This is a genomic window from Pseudomonas sp. NFACC37-1 (genome assembly GCF_900101575.1).
Classification (GTDB): Bacteria; Pseudomonadota; Gammaproteobacteria; order Pseudomonadales; family Pseudomonadaceae; genus Aquipseudomonas; species Aquipseudomonas fluorescens_AA.
Genome location: NZ_FMUZ01000037.1, coordinates 18,141 through 39,813, shown reverse-complemented (window position 1 = coordinate 39,813; position 21,673 = coordinate 18,141). Strand labels below are relative to the sequence as shown.

The following is a 21,673-nucleotide window of genomic DNA, read 5'->3' as shown; positions in this document are numbered from 1 at the left end:
ACTAAACCCGTGAATATCCCGTCCATGCGACCCGTTCGATTACCCGAGAATCCAGTGTGCAAGCCATTCGCCTGACGTTGATCTGCCATGCCCGCACCGTTGCCCAGAAACAGGCGCGCTTCAGTGTGGACGAAGCGCTGGACGCCGAGTGGCTGAGGCGACGTGGGCAGGTCGAGCCTGGCTACCGAAACGTCCGGCAACTGCTGTGCGGGCCGGAACTGCGCACTCGCCAGACGGCCGCGTTGTTCGGCGACGAGTTCCAGGTGGACCCGGCCCTGGCCGATTGCGATCTGGGACGCTGGCGCGGATTGTCCATCGATGAATTGCTCAAGGTGGAGCCGCAGGCCCTGCAAACCTGGCTCGACGATGCCGAGGCGGCCCCCCATGGCGGTGAATCCGTCGCCCGGTTGTGTCGCCGGGTCGGGGATTGGCTGGCCAGCCTGGAAACCCGACCGGGGCATCTGCTGGCCGTCACCCACCCCTTCGTGATCCGCGCAGCCTTGATGAACGTCTTGGGCTGCCCGACCGCCACCTTCAATCGAATCGACATTGAACCGTTGTCCACCCTGGAGTTGCGTTTCAACGGCGTATGGCGATTGCGCACTCAGGAACCTGGCCAGGAGTCGCCGCGATGAAAATGCTGTCAGTCATTGGCATTGGGGCCGGCGATCCGGATCACCTGACGATGCAGGCTGTGAAAGCCTTGAACCGTTTGGACGTGGTCTTCCTCATGGACAAGGGCCCGGCCAAGGACAAACTGTTGGACCTGCGGCGCGAAATCTGTCGACGCTACATCGTTGATCGCCCCTACCGTTTCGTCGAAACCTACAGCCCGGAACGCCAACGCGGCGACCTGGACTACAAGGACAGCGTCGAAGCGCTGAACCGTGCGAAACAGGCCACCTTCGAACGCTTGATCGATGAAGAACTGTCCGATGGGCAGCGGGGCGGTTTTCTGGTGTGGGGCGATCCGGCGTTGTACGACAGTACCGTGCGCATCCTGCAGGCTATTCTCGACGAGGGCCGTTGCGCCTTCGAGTTCGAGGTGATCCCGGGTATCACCAGTGTCCAGGCCCTGGCCGCCCGGCACAAAGTGCCGTTGAACAGCATTGGTGGTTCGCTGGAAATCACCACCGGACGTCGCTTGGCGGCAGGGCAGGTGGGGGACGCGGCGAGTGTGGTGGTGATGCTCGATGCCGAGGATGCCTATCGCCAGGTGAGCGATCCCGATACGCAGATTTACTGGGGCGCCTATGTGGGGACGCCGGATGAAATCCTGATCGCCGGCCGGCTGGGGGACGTGGCCGATGACATCGAACGCACCCGCAAGGCCGCGCGCACAGCCAATGGGTGGATCATGGATACGTATTTGTTGCGTAAGCCTCAATGACGCTTGCGTATCAACCTGTGGCGAGGGGATTTATCCCCGCTGGGGCGCGAAGCGGCCCTAATAAGCTTGGCAAAAATTGGCCTGAAAAACTGAAGGGGCCGCTTCGCAGCCCAGCGGGGATAAATCCCCTCGCCACAGCAGCCCTATTGTTTGGCACTTGATTTCACCCCCTTCCAAACCGCTCCCGATACACCGACGGCGCCAACCCCACGACGCTGCGAAACGCCACGCGAAAGCTCTCCACCGAGCGGTAGCCACACAGTTGCGCGATGTTGTCGGTGTTGTCGCCGGTGCTTTCCAGAAGTTCGCGAGCCCGGGCCAGGCGTTCGTGTTGCAGCCAGGCCTTGGGCGACACGCCGCAGGCCTGGGTGAAGTGGCGCAGGAAAGTACGTTCGCTCATGGCCGCCTGGCTGGCCAGTTCGCGCACACCAAGGGGTTCGTGCAGGCGCTCGCGGGCCCATTGCATGACGCTCGACAGGTCGCTGCGTGGCGTACGGCTGACCGGCGAGGGAATGAACTGCGCCTGGCCGCCCGTACGTTGTGGTGACATGACCAACCGGCGCGCCACGGTGTTGGCGACCTGGACGCCATAATCCCGTGCCACCAGGTGCAGGCAGGCATCGATGCCGGCGGCGCTGCCCGCCGAGGTAATGACCTGTCCTGAGTCCACATACAGCACATCGGGGTCGACCCGGACGGCGGGAAAGCTCTCGGCCAGTTCGTCGGTGTAGCGCCAGTGAGTCGTGGCGCCCAGACCATCGAGCAGCCCGGCGGCGGCCAGTACGAAGGCTCCGGAGCAGATCGACAGCAGGCGCGCGCCACGGGCGTGGGCCCGGCGTAGTGCAGCGAGCAACGCCTCGGACGGTGGCTCGCTGCGGCTGCGCCAGCCTGGCACGACAATGGTCCGGGCGGTTTCGAGCAGTTCCATGCCGCCATCGGCCAATACCTGGAAGCCACCCATGGCGCGCATCGGACCGTCATCGACCGCGACGATCCGATGCTCGTACCAGGGGAAATCGAATTCCGGCCGCTCCAATCCGAAGATCTCGACGGCAACGCCGAATTCAAAGGTGCATAGGCCGTCGTAGGCGAGGATCGCGACCAGACCTGGGAGAGGCTGCATTTGTCGGAAAATTCCCACAGAGTGTCTTGTACGCCACTGTAGCCGCAAGCATCGGGGGGATAAAGTCTCTTCACGCCTTTATCTACCCTTGGAGTACACCCCCATGACCAGCCTGGTTCGCGAAGTGCCTGCCGCCCCTTCCGATATCGCCCTACAGCATTTCAGCCGTCGTCTGTCATTCGAAACGGATTGTTCCGACGTTCACGCCAGCCAACAGGCCGGCAATGTCGACTTTGTGCTGGTGGATGTACGCGGACCGCTGGCTTACGAACGCGGCCACGTCCCCAGGGCGATCAACCTGCCAAGCCGGACGCTCACTGCCGAGGCTTTGGCTGTCTACCCCAAGACCACTCTGTTCGTGGTGTATTGCGCCGGTCCGCATTGCAATGGCGCGAACAAGGCGGCGGTGCGTCTGGCGACCTTGGGGTATCCGGTGAAGGAGATGATTGGCGGGGTTATGGGGTGGCTCGATGAAGGCTTTCGCCTGACCGGCTCGGTGGAGCGTGTGGCGGATCAGGCTATTCGTTGTGACTGCTGACTTGGTTTTTATAGTTTGTGTGTATATCCGTTGCTGCGGTAACGGCTACTTAGGGTTCCGCCCTTACGGCGGGTCACTTTTGGAAGAGCCGGGAGCCGGACCAGCCAAAAGTAACCAAAAGCGCTTTGCCCCACCACTCGGCACCTCGCTTAGGCTCGGTGTGCCCTCACTCCGGCATTGCTCCGTGGGCCCGCCGCGAAGGGCCATCCATGGCCCAGCGCGGCTATCCCGGCATCCATGCCGGGATGCCCACTCCACAATGCCTGCGTTCGTCCATCGTGGTTAACGGGGCGCCCCAGATCAAAATCAAACGCGAGGCGGCCTTATAGCCGGCCTGGTTCTGGGGGAACGTGTTTCCCCTGTGGGGAGTTTGCTCGCGAAGGCGATGTCGCTGTCGATGAGGATATTGAGCAAGCTCGCTTTTCAGGGAAGCTTTATTGCCCTTCGAGTCCGCGCTGTTCAATCACCCCAAAAACATCCGCCACATCCTGGACCATGATCCGAGCGATGTTGGTGATGGTGTTGATGTCGGTCTCGGCTGAATCGCGCAGGGTAGTACAGGCCATGAGCGTCAGGTAGTCGAGGGTTGGCGTGCAGGCGTTCGCTGACGCAGGCGTGGAGTTCGGGCTGCGGGGCGGAGCGGTCGATGAACAGGATGGGTTGGGTGGTGGCGATGGGGGTTAGCGGGGTAAAGCGGTTAGATGATTGATTTGTCGTCATAAGGTTGGGCTCTATCAAGGAAAATGAATTGCCACCTTGTTTGCTGCGAATCAAACGGGTTGCAGTTACGCGCGGGTTCGCAGACCGAGGAAGAGACCAAACCCGGCAGACCCGAAAGTCTCCCACGCGCAACCGCCATAAAATGAACGCGGGCAAGTTTGCCTGAGTTTTCATTCGACGGTGCAAAGTCTCATCCGTTGTTAGGGCTGCGAAACCCTCCCCACTGACCAAAGCCAGCAGGTGAGCCGAACTATAGAAGGGGATTTTTGAGGCAACAACCGACCTGTAGGACGCCCACAAACCCCGTGGCGAGGGAGCTTGCTCCCGCTCGGTGGCGCAGCCGCCGTAAACCCTGGGCATGGGGTTGGTCTGACGAAAATAGGGGGCTGCTTCGCAGCCCAACGGGGATAAATCCCCTCGCCACAAAGGGAGGGATTCCTACGAGATTTTCAGAAGGCCAGGGGGAGCAATTGATTTCAGAAACGGAACGCGGAGCGTCAAAAACTTGTGGGAGTGAGCTTGCTCGCGATGACGTAGGCACAGCCAACATCACCGCAAGCTGGCCCTCCGCTTTCGCGAGCAAGCTCGCTCCCACAGTTGGATCGGAGTACGACAAAAGAGACAGATCGGCTATAAGGTCGCCTCGCTTTGGCCTTTTACCTGGGCAGAGCGTTTTTGGTTACTTTCGCCTGGGCCGGCATTCCGGCTTTTCGAAAGTGACCCGCCGTCAGGGCGGAACCCTGAGTAGCCGTTACCGCAGCAACGGATATACACAAACCAAGCTATTTTTATAACTAATTGTCGCCTCCACACAATTCCCCTCCTGGGCACCCCTCTAGACTCCCGCCCACTTCGGTTCCTCGCTGACCGAACGCTGCCTACGAATCTGCCAATAATGACCCATAAAACCCCTGCACACTCAGGAGCGAAAATGAAGAAGCTAGCCATGTTCGGTGCCCTGGCACTGTCCGTGTTGTCCCTGTCGGCCATGGCCGAAGACGCCAAGCCGATCCGCCTCGGGATCGAAGCCGGTTACCCGCCTTTTTCGATGAAAACCCCCGACGGCAAGCTGGCCGGCTTCGATGTCGATATCGGCGACGCGCTGTGTGAACAGATGAAGGTCAAGTGCGTCTGGGTCGAGCAGGAGTTCGATGGCCTGATCCCGGCGCTGAAAGTGAAGAAAATCGACGCGATCCTGTCGTCCATGACCATCACTGACGATCGCAAGAAAAACGTCGATTTCACCATCAAGTACTACCACACCCCAGCGCGCTTCGTGATGAAGGAAGGCTCCAACATCAAGGACCCGCTGACTGAACTCAAGGGCAAGAAAGTCGGTGTGCTGCGCGCCAGCACCCATGACCGTTTCGCTACCGAAGTGCTGGTGCCCGCCGGTATCGACCTGGTGCGCTACGGCTCCCAGCAGGAAGCCAACCTGGACATGGTCGCCGGCCGCCTCGACGCCATGCTGGCCGACTCGGTGAACCTCGACGAAGGTTTCCTGAAAACCGACGCCGGCAAAGGTTTCGCCTTCGTCGGCCCGACCTATGAAGATGCGAAATACTTCGGCGGCGGTGCCGGCATTGCGGTGCGCAAGGGTGATAAGGCCCTGGCCGATCAATTCAACGCAGCCATCACCGAAATCCGCGCCAACGGCACGTACAAGAAAGTGCAGGACAAATACTTCGCCTTTGACGTCTACGGGCATTAATCGGTAGGCGCTGCGGTAGGAGCTGTCGAGCGAAGCGAGGCTGCGATCTTTCCTCTGCCAGTTGAGTCCTGAGCGAAAGATCAAAAGATCGCAGCCTCGCTTCGCTCGACAGCTCCTACACAGCTCCTACACCTGGTCATTCGGAGATTTCATGCAACGCATCGACCATACCCTGCCATGGAGCCACCTGGGCACCGAGCGCCGGCTCAGTGTGTTTCGCTACGGCCATGGGCCGCGCAAGGCCTACATCCAGGCCAGCCTGCACGCCGATGAGCTGCCGGGCATGCGCACCGCCTGGGAACTCAAGCAGCGGCTCAACGACCTTGAGGCCCAGGGCTTGCTCAAGGGTGTGATCGAACTGGTGCCGGTGGCCAACCCCATCGGCCTGGATCAACACCTGCAAAGCGCCCACATGGGGCGTTTCGAACTGGGCAGTGGCAAGAATTTCAACCGTTCCTTCGTGGAACTCAGTGCGCCGGTGGCGCAACGCATCGGTGATCGCCTGGGGGACGATCCGGCCGCCAATATCACCTTGATCCGCCAGACCATGGCCGAGGTCCTCGATGACTTGCCTCCACCCCCTTCGCAACTCGAAGCGCTGCATCGCCTGCTGCTGCGCCATGCCTGCGACGCCGACATCACCTTGGATCTGCATTGCGACTTCGAGGCAGCGATCCATTTGTATGCCTTGCCACAGCAATGGCCGCAGTGGCGTTCTTTGGCCGCACGCTTGAAAGCCGGTGTGGCGTTGCTGTGCGAGGATTCGGGCGGCAGTTCGTTCGATGAATCCTGCTCCTCGCCCTGGTTGCGCCTGGCCAAGGCCTTTCCTGCGGCGGCGATCCCACCGGCGAACCTGGCGACGACGCTGGAGTTGGGCAGCATGGGCGATACCCGGGTGGAGCAGGCCCAGGCCAATTGTGAAGCCATCCTCGGGTTTCTCGCCGAGCAAGGTTTCATCGCTGGGGACTGGCCGCCCGCACCCAGCGAGTGCTGCGAAGGTTTTCCGTTCGAAGGCACGCAATACCTGTTCGCGCCGCACCATGGCGTGGTGAGTTTCCTGCGGGAGGCTGGCGAATGGGTGGAGCAGGGCGATCCGCTGTTCGAAGTGGTCGACCCCCTGAATGATCGGGTCACCACCGTGCGGGCCGGCACCAGTGGTGTGCTGTTTGCCCTGGACCGTGGACGCTACACGCAGCCAGGAATCTGGCAGGCAAAAGTCGCTGGGCGTGAACCGATTCGTACGGGGAAATTGATCAACGACTGATAACTGCTGTCTACCTCACCGCACGCGCCTTGCCGTGCGGCTATCGAAACGATGGAGGAAGATCGATGTTCAAAGCGCTCGCCCTGTTCCTGTTGCTGGTCTCGTCCGGGTTGCAGGCCCAACCTTCGTTGCACACGGACTTGCCACTCAACTACCTGGCCCAAGTCGATGAGCAGGCTCGGAACCGACCCCTGGTGATCTTCCTGCACGGTTCCGGCAGTAACGAGCAGGACCTGTTCGCACTCAAGGACGAGTTGCCGCAGGATTACAACTACCTCTCGGTGCGGGCGCCGAAGAGCATGGAGCAGGATCGTTACCAGTGGTTCGCCAAAAAGGGCGAGGGCGCCTACGACGGTGACACCTCCGACCTGAAGGCCAGTGGCCAGATGCTGCTGGAGTTCATCGACAAGGCCCGGGCCAAGTATTCGACCGACGCGAGCAAGGTCTACCTGGTGGGGTTCAGCCAGGGCGCGATGATGAGCTACGAAGTGGCCCTGCGACACCCCGAAGCCGTCGGCGGCATCGCCGCGATGGGCGGGCGGGTTCTGTCGGCGCTGCGGGCGGAACTGACCCCCGACGAGTCACGACGGACACTGGCGGTGTTCATCGGCCATGGCACGGCCGACCCGATCATTCCCTATCACGACGGCACTGAGGCCAACACCTTCCTCAAGACCCTGGCGCTGGAGCCCGAATTCCATGCCTACCCCGGCGTCGGCCACAGCATCAGTGCCCTGGAGGTGCAGGACCTGCGCGCCTGGCTGGAGCGGCTCAATCCCTGACCAAAATAGAACCCTGTGGGAGCTGAGCTTGCTCGCGATGGCGATGGATCAGCTTGCCTCAAGGTTGGGCGTGCCGATGCCATCGCGAGTAAGCTCGGCTCCCACATGTTCTGGGGGCTTATTGACCGCTGGCGATCTGTTTGACCAAGGCTTCATGACCGGTCTTGTCGCTGGCTCGGGAAATGATCTGCACGACTGCCATGCGCGTGCCGGAGGCACCCAGCAGGGTGGTGTCGAGGGTCGGTCCGCCGCCCTGGGTCGCGCGGGTGTCGAGCTGGCGCAGGCCCAGGCCGGTGCCTTTTTGCTTCAGGCTTTTTTCGCTGAGGATCTTGGCATCCGGCAGGGACTTGAGGCGCTGGGCGGCGAAGTCGGCCATGGTGGTGTCGAGGAACGCGCCATCGTCATCCTTCACATTCGCACCGTCGATGATGATGTTTTCCGCTGCGATCACCACGGTCTTGCTGGTGGCATTGCTGTACATCGTCCCCGTCGCCCCGGCGGTGCCCTGGGCGGCTTCACCGGCGGGCAATGGCGTCGCCGTAAAACCCTTGGGCAAGGTGAAGGTGAACTTGCCGCCCAGCATCGACACCTTCTGCGCCGGTGCATCGCTGGCAGGTTTGGCCGGGGCCGCCTGGGCGGATGCCACGACCAGGCTGGCGATGGCCCCCAGCAACAGGACGGCGGCTTGTTTACTCAGCAATGACATTGAAAATCTCCACGGATGGTCGCGCTTGAAGGCCGATCATCCCATGGGCGTCGTACCGGACTCCAGCAAGAGACCGTCATTTTGACGATGCCGCCTGCACCAGCAGGCGGCGGGTCACCAGCAACATGGCCATCGACACCGCGACGCCCAAGGCAAAGGCCGGCATGCCCAGCACCGGCAGCGCGAGAGCCAGGGTCAGGCAGAAAGCGGCGAAACAATACATGCCGGTGGCCGTCGCCCGCAGCAGTGCGGCGGTGAAGGCCGGCCCGCGGGTTTGTTGGGAGAACACCGCCATCACACTGCCCAGCACCGGGAACACCGCGAGCAGCCCGCTCCAGCGTTCGCCCACGGTGCTGGCCAGCAGTGTCACTGCCAGGGTCAATAGCGCGCCGGCGATCATGCGCAGCAGCAGTCTGTCGGATTTGGCCGCCGGCCCGCTCATCACCGGCCGGACCGTCGGGAACAGATACGGCGCCCCCAGCAGCGCGACCAGGGCGATCAGGCTCGACAACGGCAGCGACGCCGGTAGCCAGGACAGGATCAACGCCACCAAGGCCCAGACGCCTAGCGCGATGCCCAACGCCCAGGGCCAGGCACGACGCTGGGCAACTTGGGCGTACACCACGCAGAAAGCGATCATTGCAAACATGGCCGCCAGTGCCGCGGTCGCCGACTGCGCGGCGAACACCTCGCCTTGCTCCAGGGCCAGGAACAACAGAATCGGCCCCACCACCACTGGCAACCCCGAGAGCCAGCCGGCCACGCTCGGCCCCCAACGCCTGCCCGCCCGGGAAATCAGCAGCAGGAACGCGGGAATCACCAGCAATTTGAGCAGCAGCACGCGGTCATCCTTGTCGGAGGTGGGCCGTCACGTTAGCACCGCCTTGCCCAGGTCATCCACCGACAGCCGACGCGCCATCAATGCCGCGTCGCCGATATTCAATCCGGCCCGGCCCTGAAGCGCCGAGCCAATGCCTCGCGCTCGAAGTGCTCGGTGATGAAGTCGATAAAGGCCCGGGTCTTGGCCGGCATCAGCGTGCGACTGGGGTAGTAGAGGGAAATCACCCCCAGATCGACGTACCAATCCGGTAACAGCCGCACCAGTTCGCCACGTTCCAGCCAGGGCAGGGCGTCGGGCACCACCAGCAGGGTCACGCCCAGGCCGAGCAAGGCGGCCTCTCGCATGGCGACCGGATCATTGAAGATCATGGATTCGGCCAGTTGCACGGCGCATTCGCACCCGGCGGCGTTGCGCAACACGGTCTGGCGTACCCGGCCGGTGCGGCTGGCCCGCAGCACAATGTTGTCCAGGCCGGCGAGGTCCTCGGGTTGCCGGGGCAGGGCGCGTTCGGCCAGGTAGGCGGGGCTGGCGACGGCAATCAGGTGAGCGGGCGCCAGGGTGCGCGATACCACCCCGGGCGTCAGTGCGAAGCCGCCTCCGATGGCCGCGTCGAAACCTTCGGCGATCAGGTCCACCGGGCGGTTTTCGAAATGCCAGTCCGGACGGATCAGCGGATACCGAGCCAGCCATTGCGGCATCAACGGCAGTATCTGGCCGATACCGAAACTTGGCGAGAGGCTGACGCGCAAGACGCCGGCCGGTTCGCCGCGCTCCGTGGTCACCGCACCAATGGCCGCCTGCAGGGCGTGCAGGTTGCCGCCGATGCTGGCCAGGAAATGCTCCCCCGTTTCGGTCAGGGACAGCTTGCGGGTCGAGCGCTGGAACAGCCGCACCCCCAGGTTGCGCTCCAGCATCGCCACGTTGCGGCTCACGGCAGCGGGCGTCAGGGCGAGTAGTCTCGCGGCCGCCGAGAAACTGCCGGTTTCGGCGCTGCGGACAAAGCATTCGAGATTGGCGAGGCTTTCCATGTTAGTCGACCTGATAGTAATGCTTGAAAATGATTCGCCATATTACCGGCTAATAAATGGGTAATGGCAAGACCATCATGTACCTCAACGGCGGACATCACCGCCAGGCTTACTCAACCTTGAGGACACAAGACATGAGCGACATCGACACCATCGGCATCATTGGCGCCGGCGCCATCGGCAGTGCTTTCGCCCGCGCCCTGGCCCGCCAGAACATCAACGTAGTGATTGCCAACAGCCGTGGCCCGCAAAGCCTGGCCGAACTTGTGGCTGACCTCGGTCCAAGCGTGCGCGCCGGAACCGTGGAAGAGGCGGCCGCCCAGCCGATGGTGCTGGTGGCGGTCAACTGGTCGAAGTTGCCCCAGGCGCTGGGCGGTCTGCCGGATTTTGCCGGGCGCATCGTGATCGACGCCAACAACGCGATCGAAGTGCCCGGGTTCAAGGCCGTGGATCTCCAGGGCCGGGCTTCGACCGAGGTGTTCAGCGAGTGGGTGCCGGGCGCACGGGTGGTCAAGGCCTTCAATCATCTGCTGGCGAGCCTGCTGGAGGCAGACCCGACGTCCGAAGGCGGCAAGCGGGTGCTGTTCCTGACCGGTGACGACGGGCAGGCACGGAGTGAAGTCGCGCAGTTGATCGAGCGCCTGGGCTTTTTCGGCGTGGACCTGGGCCCCTTGAGTGTCGGCGCACGCTTGACCCAGTTCCCGGGTGGCCCGCTGCCGGTGCTGAACCTGGTCAAGTTCGACTGAGGTCGCGCCGTGTTCAGCGATCCCAGTAGGGCACTTCGCCAAAACACTCGAGGAAGAAATCGATGACCGTGCGGACCTTCACCGACAGGCGTCGACTGCCCGGCCAGAGGATGGCGATCTGTTGCGGTTCGAGGCTGTTGGACGCCTGGTAATCCTGCAGAACCGGGACCAGCGTGCCATGACGCACGGCTTCGCCGATCAGCCACGATGGGAACATCACCAGCCCCAGGCCTTGTTCGGCGGCCTGGGTCAGGGTGTCGGCGTGGTTGCCGGTGATCGGGCCGCTGACGCTGTAGGGTGTCCAGGCCTGGCCCGGGCGGCGGAAGAACCAGCGCTGCTGACCGGTCACGCCCTTGTAGGCCAGGCACCGGTGGTGAGCCAGGTCCTGGGGCTTGAGTGGCGCGCCGTGGCGGGCCAGGTAGGTCGGGCTGGCGGCGATCTGGAAGCGATGGGGCGCGAGGATGCGCGCCTGCATGCTCGAATCGTGCAACGGGCCGATGCGAAACAGCAGGTCGGCGCCTTCCTGCAGTGGGTCGACGTAGCTGTCGGTCTGCTGGATCTCCAGTTGCAGCTTCGGATAACGCTCGCATAGCTGCCCCAGCCACGGTGTCAGGTGGCGCTGGCCAAACACCACCGGCGCATTGATCCGCACCAGTCCGGACGGCTCACTGTGTTGCTCCTGCAGCGCCTGTTCGGCTTCCTCCAGTTGCACCAGCAGCAGCCGTGCATGATGCCCCAACAGGCGACCGGCTTCGGTGGGGGAGACAGCGCGGGTGTGGCGATAGAGCAACTGTTGGTTCAGGGCCTGTTCCATCAACTGGATCTGCCGGGAAATCGAAGACGGCGCCAGGCCTTCGCGCCGTGCGACTTCCGAAAAACTGCCGTGATCGAGCACGGCGACGAACAATCGCAATGCCTTGAAACCCAGTTCATTGAGGCCGTGCATGGGGCGGGCGTTCCTGTGCGTATTACGCAAAAGTGTTGTCGGGATGCTCGCATTTATTGCACAGCGACACCAGCCGATAATGCCGGCCATCTTTCAAGTGGACAGGTTCTGATCATGCAAACATCTTCACTCAGCGAGGCCGTGCCGGTATCGACGCCCGCCAGACCCCGGACATTGCTGCGCTGGCTATTGCTGCCCCTGGTGATCCTGGCCGGCATGGGCTTGTCGGTGGAAGCCGGCCTGCTGGGGCCGCTTGGGGCCCAGGTCGGGCATCTGTGGGCCACGCTGAGCATCTTCGGCGTCGGTTCGGCGATTCTTTTCCTGCTGTTGTTGCTCAGTGGCCGGCAGCAAGGCCCAGCCTTGCATGAGTTGCCACGCTGGCAATTGATCGGCGGTTTCCTCGGTCCGATCTATGTGGTCGTGCTGACACTCGCCACGCCCCACATCGGCATCGCCATGACCATGATCGCGATTCTCTCCGGCCAGGTGGGCAAAAGCGTCCTGATCGATCATTTCGGCTGGTTCGGCACGGCCCGCAAGCGGGTCAATGGCGAACGCTGGCTGGCGTTGGCCTTGATTGTCGTCGCCCTTGTCCTGATTGCCCGAGGTTGAACATGAACCTGTTTGTTTTGTTGCTGCTGGTCGTCGCGGCCGGTGCGGTGTTGAGTGTGCAGGCGGCCATCAACGGGCGTCTGGGCCAGACGGTCGGTGTGTTGCGCAGCAGCTTGCTGACGTTCACGGTCGGCACGGTGACCACCGGCCTGCTGATCGTGTTTTTCGAACCGGCCCACGGGTTGACGCTGTTGGACATGCCGAAATGGCAACTCAGCGGGGCCTTGTTCGGTGTCGTGTACATGATGGTGATGGTGGGCGCGGTGCCCAGGGTCGGCACTGCCGTGGCCACCGTGGCGGTCATCGTCGGGCAACTGGGCATGGGCATGCTGATCGACAACTTCGGTTGGCTGGGCAACCCGGCCATCGAATTGTCCGGCAGTCGAGTGCTCGCCATGGCCTGCCTGGCGTTGGCGCTGGTGTTCATGTATCGCAGCAATGCCCGTCAGGCCTGAACGGTTCAGTCGGGTTCCACGTTGAGTTGCAGGCTGCCATCGGCCAGGCGTTCAGTGCTGCGCACGATGCCGCTCAGGCGCCGGCCCTCGGCGCTGAACACCACGATCTCGGCCTTGTCCAGGTCGTCCGGCATTGGCGGTTGAACGTGCAGCGCGAACCACACCGGCTTGTCCTCGTCGAGGCGCTGGACGTTGTATTGGCAGTCGATACTTTTGGTCTGGCGGCCGAACAGCGTGTCGAGACCGTAGTCCAGGTGAGTGCTGTCGGCGGCGGAGGGTGTGAGAGGCATCGGCGGTCTCCTGGGGGCGCACGGTTGATGTTCAAATGATCCTGCCCGGGAGGGAAAATTCCATTGGCTGTGCCGTTGGGAACAGCCTGATCTCCGTCACTCAACAACTCTGTGTGGTGAGGGGATTTATCCCCGTTGGAGCGCGAAGCGGTCCTGAACCCCGGTTATCCGGCGGGGCAGACTCGGGGCCGCTTCGCGACCTGGCGGGGATAAATCCCCTCGCCACAAAGGATCCAGGCCCTGAAAGATCAGAGGCCAGGCACGCCGTTCTTCCACGCCGACCAGTTCTTCACAATGTCCTGCACCAGCGGGTTGCCGGTGCGGAACAGGTTTTCCAACGCAGGGACGAACGCGCCCTGGTCGGCGTACTTGAGCAGGTTATCCACTTCATTGCCACCGGGTTCGGGGCGGTCGAAGTCGGACCCGGCCCGCAGCACTGCCAGCCGGTTGATGTCCACCCGACCTTCACGGCTGGCCCGTAGCAAGGCCTCGTAAGTCGAGTTGTCTTCCTGTTGGGTCGTGCAGTAGACGCCTTTGTTGTCGGTGAGCAGGCGGGTCCAGACTTCGGCGCGCTCGCTCAGGCGCGTACCGGAGAACCAAGTGTTGCCGGCCAGGGTGTCGCAGCGGGTCACCACCGGCGGCTGGTTGGCCGGGGCATACGGATACTTCAAGCGCCAGGCTGCGGACTCCTTGCTTTCGGCCAGGGTCACCTGCTGGCTGAGGGCAAAGGCCTTGGCTTGCAGGGCCGGGTTGAGTTCGAAGACTTCTGTCTTGTAGTCCAGCGGCGGCTTTTCGTTCGGCCCCTTGGTGTTGATGCCCAGGTAGCCGGTGGGCCAATCCTTGGGCGCATCCCGCGAATCCAGCTCCCATTGAGTACCGAACTCCACCAGGTAATGGGCCCAGGCGGTTGTGCCCAGTGTGCCGTGGTGCGGGTTGATGCCGGCGATCCCGGCCACCAGGAAATAGCTCTTGCGCAGGTCGAAGGTCGGGGAGAGCGCCAAGGCCAGGGTCGAGGCCGCCGCGTTGGTCTGGCCCATGCCGGTGATCAGCAGGCAGACCCGTTCGGCATTGCAGCGGATCGTCGGGTACTCGGCGGACAACCCTGGTACGCGGATTTCATCCTTGAGCTGCAAGCGATCGATCCAGTTCTGCGCTTCGGGGGCGAACATCGTGATCAGCATCACTTTGGGTTGAAGTGGCGGAGCGGCCCCGGCGCTTGCCGCAAAGAGTGCAGTACTTGCCAGGCCGATTGAAGCAAACAGGCGATTGATCATGTGTTCGTGACCTCCATGGATTCGAAAGGGTGCTGCGACGATGTGCTCAGAATTGATAGCCGACCCCGGCGTAATAGCCCCACCCATCGGAGCGGGCACGGAAGTTGCCATCGCCAAAGTTGAGTTCGCTGCCATCCTGCCAGTTGCCGCCGTTGTGGAAGTAGCGGCCCACCAGAGTGAAGCGCACGTGGGTGAACGCGTACAGCAAGACATTGGTGGCGACCGTGGCGTTGGCGGTGCGGGCCGGGTTGTCCTTGTGCAGGTCCGAACCGAAGTCGAAGTTGGTGAAGCCAATGTACGTCAGTGAGGCACCATTGCTGAACTGGCTGATCGGCACGATGTACTTGAGTTGAGCGCGGTAGCCGTCCCAGGAATATTCATTGCTGGCGCCATAGTTTTCCCATTGATAACGGCCATAGAGGTTGGCCGACAAATTGACCTTTGAGTGAGTGTCGATGTCGGTGCCCAGGCCGCTGTACAGGGTGTTCGCGCGATTGGCGCTGTTGCTGCCGTGATCGTAGATCCAGTCGAACGCCACATACCATTCCTTGAACGGCCCGATGGCCAGGCTGCGGCCGGCCAGGTAGTCGATGGAAATCCGCGGTTCGTGTTCCATGAACACGGGTGAACCGTGGTCCCACGCTCCTTTGTCGTGACTGTTGCCAATGTTGAAAATCTTCGGGATGTCGACGTAGCCATAGAGCTCGAAGGGCCCCTTGCGTCCGAAGTATTCATATTCCAGATAGATATCGTCGACCGGTTGCGGGCCGAAGCTGATGTCCTTGCTGCCGATGAGCGTCAGGTCCTGGTTGTACCAGTCCGACAGGTAGGCGCCTTTTTTCGATGGGGTGGCTTCAGGACTGAGGGTTTCGCCTTGGGCGGACACCTCGGTGGGTTGGGCGTGGGTCGTGGCGCTGAGTAGTCCGGTAACGGCGGTCAGTAGCAGGGTGGTTGCCCATACGCCGGGCGTGGCGCGACACCGGGAAGTGAAGTGCATGGAAAGTCCTTGTTCGTGCGGGCCGAAGCCCGTGTTCCGTGATTGAAAAAAACGTCGATCCGCTGGAGGTGAGCGAATGCGCAAACGTTTGCACATCCCATACCAATTTTATGCAGTGGCTTGAAAATCTTGGGTTTAAGGCAGTTTTCCTGTCCTTTTGGTCAGGCCTGGTGCGCCGAATCCTTCACGCTCGCTTGAAGCAGCACCAAAGTGTTGCACGGGCGAATGCTCGGCACGGCACTGAGTCGGCGGCGTTGCTGTTAGAATCGATCCCCTTGATTGACCGGAGAGATGCCCATGAGCGAGCCGATTCGCCTGACCCAGTACAGCCACGGCGCCGGTTGCGGCTGCAAGATTTCGCCCCAAGTGCTGGAAGTGATCCTGGCCGGCAGTGGTGCGCAGAACCTCGATCCCAAGCTGTGGGTCGGCAATGCTTCTCGCGACGACGCTGCGGTGTATGCCATCGACGAAGAGCGTGGGGTGGTTTCGACCACCGATTTTTTCATGCCGATTGTCGACGATCCCTTCGATTTCGGTCGCATCGCCGCCACCAATGCCATCAGCGACATCTACGCCATGGGCGGTGATCCGCTGATGGCCATCGCGATTCTTGGCTGGCCGGTCAACGTACTGGCCCCGGAGATTGCCCGGGAAGTGATTCGCGGCGGTCGTTCCGTGTGTGACGAGGCGGGTATTCCCCTGGCTGGCGGGCATTCGATCGATGCGCCCGAGCCGATCTTCGGCCTGGCGGTCACGGGCCTGGTGCAAAAGCGCCATATGAAACGCAACGACACGGCCACCGCCGGTTGCCGCCTGTACCTGACCAAGCCCCTGGGCATCGGCATCCTCACCACGGCGGAAAAGAAAGGCAAGCTGCGCGCCGCCGATGTTGGCCTGGCCCGTGACTGGATGTGCACCCTCAATAAACCCGGCAGCCGCTTCGGCAAGCTCGATGGTGTGACGGCGATGACCGATGTCACCGGTTTCGGCCTGCTCGGGCACCTGGTGGAAATGGCCGACGGCAGCCAGTTGACCGCGCGCATCCGCTATGACGCGGTGCCGCGTCTGCCGGGCGTCGAATACTACCTCGACCTGGGCTGTGTGCCGGGCGGTACGCTGCGCAACTACGACAGCTACGCCAGCAAGGTCGGTCGGGTCCAGGAACTGCACAAGCGAGTGCTGTGCGACCCGCAGACCAGCGGCGGCCTGTTGATTGCCGTCACCCCCGAAGGCGAGGAGGAGTTCCTGCGGGTAGCCACTGAACTCGGCCTTGCACTGGAGCCCATCGGCGAGTTGGTCGAGCGACAGCGTTACGCGGTCGAGGTGTCTTGATGAGCCATGACATCACCGACTACCGCGACATTTTCCTCCATGACCGACCGATGATGGACACGCGCGCGCCCGTCGAATTCGTCAAGGGCGCTTTCCCCGGCGTGGTCAATTTGCCGTTGATGACCGACAACGAACGGCAACGTGTCGGGACCTGCTACAAACAACAGGGGCAACAAGCGGCCATCGTCCTGGGGCATCAACTGGTGTCCGGTGAGACCAAGGCCCAGCGCATCCAGGCTTGGGCGGCGTTCGCCAAGGCCCATCCCGACGGTCTGCTGTATTGCTTTCGAGGCGGCTTGCGTTCGCAGATCGTCCAGCAATGGCTCAAGGACGAAGCGGGCATTGATTACCCTCGGGTCGGCGGTGGCTACAAGGCCATGCGCACGTTCTTGCTGGACACCGTCGAACAGGCGGTCGCCGAGTGCGACCTGGTGCTGCTGGGCGGCATGACCGGTACCGGCAAGACCGAAGCGCTGGGCCAACTGGGCAACAGCCTGGACCTGGAAGGGCATGCCAACCATCGCGGTTCGAGCTTCGGCAAACGCGCCACCGGCCAGCCTTCCAACATCGATTTTGAAAACCGCCTGGCCGTGGATGTGCTGAAAAAACGCGCCGCCGGCATCGAACAGTTTGTGCTGGAAGATGAGAGCCGTGCGGTCGGCAGCTGCGCCTTGCCACTGTCCTTGTACCAGCGCATGCAGCAGGTCCCGATGGTCTGGCTGGAAGACAGCCTGGAGCGTCGGGTCGAACGGATCCTGCAGGATTACGTCATCGACCTGTGTGGGGAATTTGTCGCGGTACATGGCGACGAAGGTTTTTCGCTGTTTTCCGAGCGATTGCTGGCAAGCCTGGACAACATCCACAAGCGCTTGGGTGGCGACCGTCACCGGCGCTTGAAGGACATCCTGGAGACAGCCCTGGCCGAGCAGGCCCACAGCGGCGCCGTCGACGTGCATCGCGGTTGGATCGAGGGTTTGCTGCGTGAGTATTACGACCCGATGTACGTGTTCCAGCGGGAAAAGAAGGGCTTGCGGATCGAGTTCTCGGGGGAACAGGCGGCGGTGCTGGAGTATTTGCGCGAGCGGGCGGCCCGGGGAGGGTGACCTGTGGGAGCGAGCTTGCTCGCGATGGCGGCGACACAGCCACCCTTGAGGCAAGCTGACCCACCACCACCACCACCACCATCGCGAGCAAGCTCGCTCCCACACTGATGATCAGGTCGGGCAGGCTTGCTGGCCATTGTCCAAACCTTGCTTATAGCTCTGGCTGGTGAGGCTGGCCTTGCCGTTGTGCCAGGTCAGGGTCAGCACATACAGGGAGTCGAAGTCTCCGGAGGCCCAGTCTTCGGTAATGGTCTGCTCCTTGCCCACCGCCTCACCGGCGACCTTGTTGATCAGTTCCGGCAGGTAGCCATGGGACCAGGCGGTATAGATGGTGGAGTTGTGATACTTGTCGTGCAGCAACTCGTCAGCCAGGTCGCTGGTGTCGTTGGCTGAAAAATTGATGTTTACCGGCAGCCCGAGCTTGATGGCGCTGGGGCTGATGGTCATCAGCGGGCGAATATAGCTGTAGGAGTTGTCCAGCTCACCCTCTTCGACATTGCGGGTCGGGTTGGCCGCGAACACGTAGTCGGCCTTGCCGAATTTTTCCGGCAGCAGGGTGGCCAGGTCGATGGCGCGGTTGAGGCCCTGGCAGTTGAGCTGGCCCAGGCCACCGGCGGGTTTCTCGGCGTGGCGCAGGAACACCAGGGTCTGTACGCCGTCGGCTGGCTGGGCGCGGCTGACGCTGGATTCCAGCGACAGCACCAGGCCACAGACCACAAGCAGCGTCGGCAGCATCAGCCACGAACGGTGTTTGAAGCGTCTGGCGAAATTCAGTGGGTTCATCATCGAATAATAGTCTTCAGCACGCTTGAGTCAGGCTGACAAACCCTGGCACCGCGAAGCGTTTGGCCTCGGGTGTTTTCCCTGTCGTTACGCCTCGTCGGTTCTTTGGGGGCATTGCTCAGAGTCCCTTCGAGCGCTTTGGTTCGATTCCGGTGCACTGTAGCGATCTCCGTCAGGAGATGGGACGAACGTTAACGACAGGATGTTGCTGAATTAAGAAGGGACGACGTGAATTGTGTGACGGGCAGTGATGTCGTCCCCAACATCTTGGATTATCCTCGGGGTTTCCTTCATTTCCGAGCCGACCCCATGCCCGACTTGACGCCATACCTCATCACCCAGAAATGGCCCGCCCAATACCCGGAGTGGATCCAGCTCTACTCCCTGCCAACCCCCAACGGCGTGAAGGTCTCGATCATGCTGGAAGAGATCGGCCTGCCCTACGAGCCCCACAAAGTGGACTTCGCCAGCAACGACCAACTGTCGCCCGAGTTCCTTTCCCTGAATCCCAACAACAAGATCCCGGCGATTCTCGATCCCCATGGGCCGGGGGACCAGCCGTTGGCGTTGTTCGAGTCGGGGGCGATCCTGATCTATCTGGCGGACAAGAGCGGACAGTTGCTGGCCCAGGAGTCGGCGGCGCGCTACGAGACGATCCAGTGGCTGATGTTCCAGATGGGTGGGATCGGGCCCATGTTCGGGCAGTTGGGGTTCTTCAACAAATTCGCCGGCAAGGACTACGAGGACAAGCGGCCACGGGATCGTTATGTCGAGGAAAGCAGGCGCCTGCTCAAGGTGCTCGATGGCCGTCTGCAAGGGCGGGACTGGATCATGGGCGAGCGCTACACCATTGCCGATATCGCCACGTTTCCCTGGGTGCGCAACTTGATCGGTTTTTATGAAGCCGGTGATTTGGTGGGTATCCAGAACTTCCCCAATGTGACGCGGGTATTGGAGCGCTTCCTGGCGCGACCGGCCGTGGCCCGTGGGTTGAAGATCCCGGAATGAGCAAGCCGACGCCCCGCCGATTCGATTACAAACAACTGGATGTGTTCAGCGATGTGCCGCTCAAGGGTAATCCGCTGGCGGTGGTGCTGGGGGCCGATGGGCTCAGCGACTCGCGCATGGCCGCTTTTGCCAACTGGACCAACCTCAGCGAAACCACGTTCCTGTTGGCGCCGCAGCACCCGGAGGCCGATTATCGGGTGCGTATTTTCACCACGTCCACCGAGTTGCCGTTTGCCGGGCATCCGACCCTGGGCAGTTGTCACGCCTGGCTGGAAGCCGGAGGCGTGCCCAAAGGGCAGGAGATCGTGCAGGAGTGCGGCGTCGGCCTGGTCAGGGTGCGCCGCAGCGATCATGGGTTGGCGTTCCTTGCGCCGCCCTTGCTCAAGTCCGGTCCGCTGGAGGCCGAGCTGCTGGAGCGGGTGCGCAAGGGGCTGGGGCTCGCAGCGCAGGCGATTGTCGAGGCGCAATGGGTCGATAACGGTGCCGGCTGGCTGGCGGTGATGCTCAAGGATCGCCAGCAAGTCCTGACGCTCGAGCCGGATTACCAGCAGTTGCTGGACCTGGCCGTGGGCGTGATCGCACCCTGGGATCGGGCCGTGGATGGCGATGAGGCCCACTTCGAAGTGCGCGGCTTTATCGCCGGTGATGGCATGCCCGAGGATCCGGCCACCGGCAGCCTGAACGCCGGGCTCGCCCAATGGATGCTGGGCAAGGGGCTGGCGCCTGCGTCCTACGTGGTCAGCCAGGGGCTGACGATGGGCCGGGCCGGGCGGATTCATGTCGAGCAGTTGGGAGACGAGGTTTGGATTGGCGGTGCAGTCGTGACGTGCATCAATGGCTCGTTGACCTTGTGAGGCGATTATTACCCGGCTGGTAACACTCTGTTTTCCAGCAGGCGTTTGTGCCCTGGCTGGCCTGGGCATAAGCTTCGCTCCCTGTGATCGAGCCGCATTTTTTGCCCAGGAGTCCCATGTCCAGCCAGTTCCCCGAAGCACGTCCACGCCGCCTGCGTCGCAATGCAAGCCTGCGCAGCCTGTTCCAGGAAACCGAGTTCACCTTGAACGATCTGGTGCTGCCGATTTTCGTCGAAGAAGAAATCGATGATTTTGTACCGATCAAGAGCATGCCCGGCGTGGTGCGCATCCCGGAGTCGAAGCTGGCTGGTGAGATCGAGCGCTATGCCCGTGCAGGCATCAAGTCGGTGATGACCTTTGGCGTGTCCCATCACCTGGACAACGAGGGCAGCGACACCTGGCGTGAGCGCGGCCTGGTGTCACGCATGGCCGGGATCTGCAAGGACGCGGTGCCGGAAATGATCGTGATGTCCGACACCTGCTTCTGTGAGTACACCGACCATGGTCACTGCGGCGTGCTCCACGGCGATGAAGTGGACAACGACCGGACCTTGATCAACCTGGGCAAGCAAGCCGTGGCGGCGGCCCGCGCCGGTGCCGATGTGATCGCGCCGTCGGCGGCCATGGACGGCCAGGTCCAGGCGATTCGCAGGGCTTTGGATGAAGCCGGTTTCAGCCAGACGGCGATCATGGCCTATTCCACCAAATTCGCCTCGGCGCTGTATGGGCCGTTCCGCGAGGCCGGCGGCAGCGCGCTGAAAGGTGACCGCAAGAGCTACCAGATGAACCCGATGAACCGCCGCGAAGCCCTGCGTGAATCCCTGCTCGATGAGCAAGAGGGGGCCGATGCGCTGATGGTCAAGCCGGCCGGTGCCTACCTCGACATCATCCGCGATATTCGCCAGGCTTCGAATCTGCCGTTGTCGGCTTACCAAGTCAGTGGCGAATACGCGATGATCAAATTCGCCGCCCAGGCTGGCGCCATCGACGAAGCCCGTGTGGTCCGCGAGAGCCTTGGCGCAATCAAGCGGGCGGGGGCAGACCTGATCTTCACCTACTTCGCCATGGACCTGGCGCTGAGTGGGATCTGATCCCGCATTCCTTCTACTTGCATCAGTGGTGACTGTGCCGCCGTCATCGCGAGCAAGCTCGCTCCCACATTGGGCATAG

At 62.2% G+C, this 21,673-nt stretch carries 23 protein-coding genes and 1 pseudogene; 14 read left to right on the top strand and 10 right to left on the bottom strand.

The genetic code is table 11. The features are described 5' to 3' along the window. Positions 1-56: 56 nt before the first annotated feature. Entirely contained in the window at positions 57-635 is a 579-nt protein-coding gene (locus tag BLP82_RS25905) for a histidine phosphatase family protein (protein ID WP_092175021.1), read from the top strand. Further along, positions 632-1,390 carry a precorrin-6A synthase (deacetylating) gene (gene cobF / locus BLP82_RS25900; protein ID WP_092175016.1) on the top strand — a complete coding sequence of 253 codons (759 nt, stop codon included), beginning with the start codon at positions 632-634 and terminating at the stop codon, positions 1,388-1,390. The genes BLP82_RS25905 and cobF overlap by 4 nt, the downstream gene beginning before the upstream one ends. 163 nt (positions 1,391-1,553) lie before the next feature. On the opposite strand, the gene ftrA is transcribed toward cobF, so the two are convergent. Then, positions 1,554-2,513, bottom strand: a complete 960-nt coding sequence (gene ftrA / locus BLP82_RS25895; protein ID WP_092175011.1) for a transcriptional regulator FtrA — start codon at positions 2,511-2,513, stop codon at positions 1,554-1,556. A gap of 103 nt (positions 2,514-2,616) precedes the next feature. Here ftrA and BLP82_RS25890 point away from each other — a divergent pair, with 103 nt between their 5' ends. After that, a complete protein-coding gene (locus BLP82_RS25890; RefSeq protein ID WP_092175007.1) occupies positions 2,617-3,051 on the top strand; it encodes a rhodanese-like domain-containing protein in 435 nt (144 codons plus the stop codon). 434 nt (positions 3,052-3,485) lie between these two features. On the opposite strand, the pseudogene BLP82_RS25885 reads toward BLP82_RS25890, so the two are convergent. Beyond that, positions 3,486-3,771, bottom strand: a pseudogene (locus BLP82_RS25885) (fructose-bisphosphate aldolase). A gap of 931 nt (positions 3,772-4,702) precedes the next feature. Here BLP82_RS25885 and BLP82_RS25880 point away from each other — a divergent pair. The 3 genes from BLP82_RS25880 (at position 4,703) to BLP82_RS25870 (ending at position 7,528) form a co-directional block, all read left to right on the top strand. Next, positions 4,703-5,482, top strand: coding sequence for an ABC transporter substrate-binding protein (locus BLP82_RS25880; RefSeq protein WP_092175004.1), 780 nt, complete (start codon positions 4,703-4,705; stop codon positions 5,480-5,482). Positions 5,483-5,633: 151 nt separating this feature from the next. After that, entirely contained in the window at positions 5,634-6,746 is a 1,113-nt protein-coding gene (locus BLP82_RS25875) for a M14 family metallopeptidase (protein WP_092174999.1), read from the top strand. 65 nt (positions 6,747-6,811) lie between these two features. Further along, the gene (locus tag BLP82_RS25870; RefSeq protein ID WP_092174995.1) at positions 6,812-7,528 is read left to right on the top strand and encodes an alpha/beta hydrolase; all 717 of its coding nucleotides are present in this window, start codon (positions 6,812-6,814) and stop codon (positions 7,526-7,528) included. Between the two features lie 118 nt (positions 7,529-7,646). On the opposite strand, the gene BLP82_RS25865 is transcribed toward BLP82_RS25870, so the two are convergent. The 3 genes from BLP82_RS25865 to BLP82_RS25855 all read right to left on the bottom strand — a co-directional run bounded on the left by BLP82_RS25865 (position 7,647) and on the right by BLP82_RS25855 (position 10,103). Beyond that, positions 7,647-8,234, bottom strand: a complete 588-nt coding sequence (locus BLP82_RS25865) for a DcrB/PsbP domain-containing protein (RefSeq protein ID WP_092174992.1) — start codon at positions 8,232-8,234, stop codon at positions 7,647-7,649. A gap of 76 nt (positions 8,235-8,310) precedes the next feature. Next, a complete protein-coding gene (locus BLP82_RS25860) occupies positions 8,311-9,075 on the bottom strand; it encodes a hypothetical protein (protein WP_092174988.1) in 765 nt (254 codons plus the stop codon). A gap of 98 nt (positions 9,076-9,173) precedes the next feature. After that, entirely contained in the window at positions 9,174-10,103 is a 930-nt protein-coding gene (locus BLP82_RS25855) for a LysR family transcriptional regulator (protein WP_092174985.1), read from the bottom strand. Between the two features lie 143 nt (positions 10,104-10,246). Between BLP82_RS25855 and BLP82_RS25850 the strand changes: the two genes are divergently transcribed. Beyond that, the gene (locus BLP82_RS25850) at positions 10,247-10,849 is read left to right on the top strand and encodes an NADPH-dependent F420 reductase (protein ID WP_092175066.1); all 603 of its coding nucleotides are present in this window, start codon (positions 10,247-10,249) and stop codon (positions 10,847-10,849) included. Positions 10,850-10,862: 13 nt separating this feature from the next. On the opposite strand, the gene BLP82_RS25845 is transcribed toward BLP82_RS25850, so the two are convergent. Beyond that, the gene (locus BLP82_RS25845) at positions 10,863-11,795 is read right to left on the bottom strand and encodes a LysR family transcriptional regulator (RefSeq protein ID WP_092174981.1); all 933 of its coding nucleotides are present in this window, start codon (positions 11,793-11,795) and stop codon (positions 10,863-10,865) included. Positions 11,796-11,909: 114 nt separating this feature from the next. Between BLP82_RS25845 and BLP82_RS25840 the strand changes: the two genes are divergently transcribed. Together BLP82_RS25840 and BLP82_RS25835 are read left to right on the top strand one after the other, a co-directional pair. Beyond that, on the top strand, positions 11,910-12,407 hold the full coding sequence (locus tag BLP82_RS25840) for a DMT family transporter (protein ID WP_072405303.1): 498 nt from the start codon (positions 11,910-11,912) through the stop codon (positions 12,405-12,407). A 2-nt stretch (positions 12,408-12,409) separates the two neighbouring features. Then, a complete protein-coding gene (locus BLP82_RS25835) occupies positions 12,410-12,862 on the top strand; it encodes a DMT family transporter (RefSeq protein WP_092174976.1) in 453 nt (150 codons plus the stop codon). A gap of 5 nt (positions 12,863-12,867) precedes the next feature. Here BLP82_RS25835 and BLP82_RS25830 read toward each other — a convergent pair whose 3' ends face one another. The 3 genes from BLP82_RS25830 to BLP82_RS25820 all read right to left on the bottom strand — a co-directional run bounded on the left by BLP82_RS25830 (position 12,868) and on the right by BLP82_RS25820 (position 15,423). After that, positions 12,868-13,152: a hypothetical protein gene (locus BLP82_RS25830; RefSeq protein WP_092174971.1), complete on the bottom strand. Its 285-nt coding sequence runs from the start codon at positions 13,150-13,152 to the stop codon at positions 12,868-12,870. Between the two features lie 248 nt (positions 13,153-13,400). Then, positions 13,401-14,426, bottom strand: coding sequence for a purine-nucleoside phosphorylase (locus tag BLP82_RS25825; RefSeq protein ID WP_072405300.1), 1,026 nt, complete (start codon positions 14,424-14,426; stop codon positions 13,401-13,403). Positions 14,427-14,472: 46 nt separating this feature from the next. Then, complete coding sequence (locus BLP82_RS25820) at positions 14,473-15,423, bottom strand: nucleoside-specific channel-forming protein Tsx (protein WP_092174966.1); 951 nt, start codon at positions 15,421-15,423, stop codon at positions 14,473-14,475. Positions 15,424-15,720: 297 nt separating this feature from the next. Between BLP82_RS25820 and selD the strand changes: the two genes are divergently transcribed. Then, on the top strand, positions 15,721-16,755 hold the full coding sequence (selD, locus tag BLP82_RS25815; protein ID WP_092174962.1) for a selenide, water dikinase SelD: 1,035 nt from the start codon (positions 15,721-15,723) through the stop codon (positions 16,753-16,755). Then, positions 16,755-17,858 carry a tRNA 2-selenouridine(34) synthase MnmH gene (mnmH, locus tag BLP82_RS25810; RefSeq protein ID WP_092174958.1) on the top strand — a complete coding sequence of 368 codons (1,104 nt, stop codon included), beginning with the start codon at positions 16,755-16,757 and terminating at the stop codon, positions 17,856-17,858. Before selD ends, mnmH begins: the two co-directional genes overlap by 1 nt. A 111-nt stretch (positions 17,859-17,969) precedes the next feature. Here mnmH and BLP82_RS25805 read toward each other — a convergent pair whose 3' ends face one another. After that, positions 17,970-18,644, bottom strand: coding sequence for a histidine phosphatase family protein (locus tag BLP82_RS25805; protein ID WP_092174955.1), 675 nt, complete (start codon positions 18,642-18,644; stop codon positions 17,970-17,972). A 306-nt stretch (positions 18,645-18,950) separates the two neighbouring features. On the opposite strand from BLP82_RS25805, the gene BLP82_RS25800 reads away from it, so the two are divergent. From BLP82_RS25800 to hemB, 3 genes are all read left to right on the top strand, one after another. After that, a complete protein-coding gene (locus BLP82_RS25800) occupies positions 18,951-19,649 on the top strand; it encodes a glutathione S-transferase family protein (RefSeq protein ID WP_092174953.1) in 699 nt (232 codons plus the stop codon). Continuing rightward, positions 19,646-20,503 carry a PhzF family phenazine biosynthesis protein gene (locus tag BLP82_RS25795; protein WP_092174949.1) on the top strand — a complete coding sequence of 286 codons (858 nt, stop codon included), beginning with the start codon at positions 19,646-19,648 and terminating at the stop codon, positions 20,501-20,503. The genes BLP82_RS25800 and BLP82_RS25795 overlap by 4 nt, the downstream gene beginning before the upstream one ends. 116 nt (positions 20,504-20,619) lie before the next feature. Further along, complete coding sequence (gene hemB, locus BLP82_RS25790; RefSeq protein ID WP_092174944.1) at positions 20,620-21,594, top strand: porphobilinogen synthase; 975 nt, start codon at positions 20,620-20,622, stop codon at positions 21,592-21,594. Positions 21,595-21,673 lie beyond the last annotated feature (79 nt).

Bases quoted from the DNA above. Each gene is read 5' to 3' on its own strand.
- BLP82_RS25855 (WP_092174985.1), bottom strand. From the start codon at position 10,103: ATGGAAAGCCTCGCCAATCTCGAATGCTTTGTCCGCAGCGCCGAAACC.
- BLP82_RS25875 (WP_092174999.1), top strand. From the start codon at position 5,634: ATGCAACGCATCGACCATACCCTGCCATGGAGCCACCTGGGCACCGAG.
- BLP82_RS25805 (WP_092174955.1), bottom strand. From the start codon at position 18,644: ATGATGAACCCACTGAATTTCGCCAGACGCTTCAAACACCGTTCGTGG.
- cobF (WP_092175016.1), top strand. From the start codon at position 632: ATGAAAATGCTGTCAGTCATTGGCATTGGGGCCGGCGATCCGGATCAC.
- BLP82_RS25820 (WP_092174966.1), bottom strand. From the start codon at position 15,423: ATGCACTTCACTTCCCGGTGTCGCGCCACGCCCGGCGTATGGGCAACC.
- hemB (WP_092174944.1), top strand. From the start codon at position 20,620: ATGTCCAGCCAGTTCCCCGAAGCACGTCCACGCCGCCTGCGTCGCAAT.
- BLP82_RS25835 (WP_092174976.1), top strand. From the start codon at position 12,410: ATGAACCTGTTTGTTTTGTTGCTGCTGGTCGTCGCGGCCGGTGCGGTG.
- BLP82_RS25870 (WP_092174995.1), top strand. From the start codon at position 6,812: ATGTTCAAAGCGCTCGCCCTGTTCCTGTTGCTGGTCTCGTCCGGGTTG.
- BLP82_RS25865 (WP_092174992.1), bottom strand. From the start codon at position 8,234: ATGTCATTGCTGAGTAAACAAGCCGCCGTCCTGTTGCTGGGGGCCATC.
- BLP82_RS25830 (WP_092174971.1), bottom strand. From the start codon at position 13,152: ATGCCTCTCACACCCTCCGCCGCCGACAGCACTCACCTGGACTACGGT.
- BLP82_RS25845 (WP_092174981.1), bottom strand. From the start codon at position 11,795: ATGCACGGCCTCAATGAACTGGGTTTCAAGGCATTGCGATTGTTCGTC.
- selD (WP_092174962.1), top strand. From the start codon at position 15,721: ATGAGCGAGCCGATTCGCCTGACCCAGTACAGCCACGGCGCCGGTTGC.
- mnmH (WP_092174958.1), top strand. From the start codon at position 16,755: ATGAGCCATGACATCACCGACTACCGCGACATTTTCCTCCATGACCGA.
- BLP82_RS25880 (WP_092175004.1), top strand. From the start codon at position 4,703: ATGAAGAAGCTAGCCATGTTCGGTGCCCTGGCACTGTCCGTGTTGTCC.
- BLP82_RS25795 (WP_092174949.1), top strand. From the start codon at position 19,646: ATGAGCAAGCCGACGCCCCGCCGATTCGATTACAAACAACTGGATGTG.
- BLP82_RS25825 (WP_072405300.1), bottom strand. From the start codon at position 14,426: ATGATCAATCGCCTGTTTGCTTCAATCGGCCTGGCAAGTACTGCACTC.
- ftrA (WP_092175011.1), bottom strand. From the start codon at position 2,513: ATGCAGCCTCTCCCAGGTCTGGTCGCGATCCTCGCCTACGACGGCCTA.
- BLP82_RS25800 (WP_092174953.1), top strand. From the start codon at position 18,951: ATGCCCGACTTGACGCCATACCTCATCACCCAGAAATGGCCCGCCCAA.
- BLP82_RS25890 (WP_092175007.1), top strand. From the start codon at position 2,617: ATGACCAGCCTGGTTCGCGAAGTGCCTGCCGCCCCTTCCGATATCGCC.
- BLP82_RS25840 (WP_072405303.1), top strand. From the start codon at position 11,910: ATGCAAACATCTTCACTCAGCGAGGCCGTGCCGGTATCGACGCCCGCC.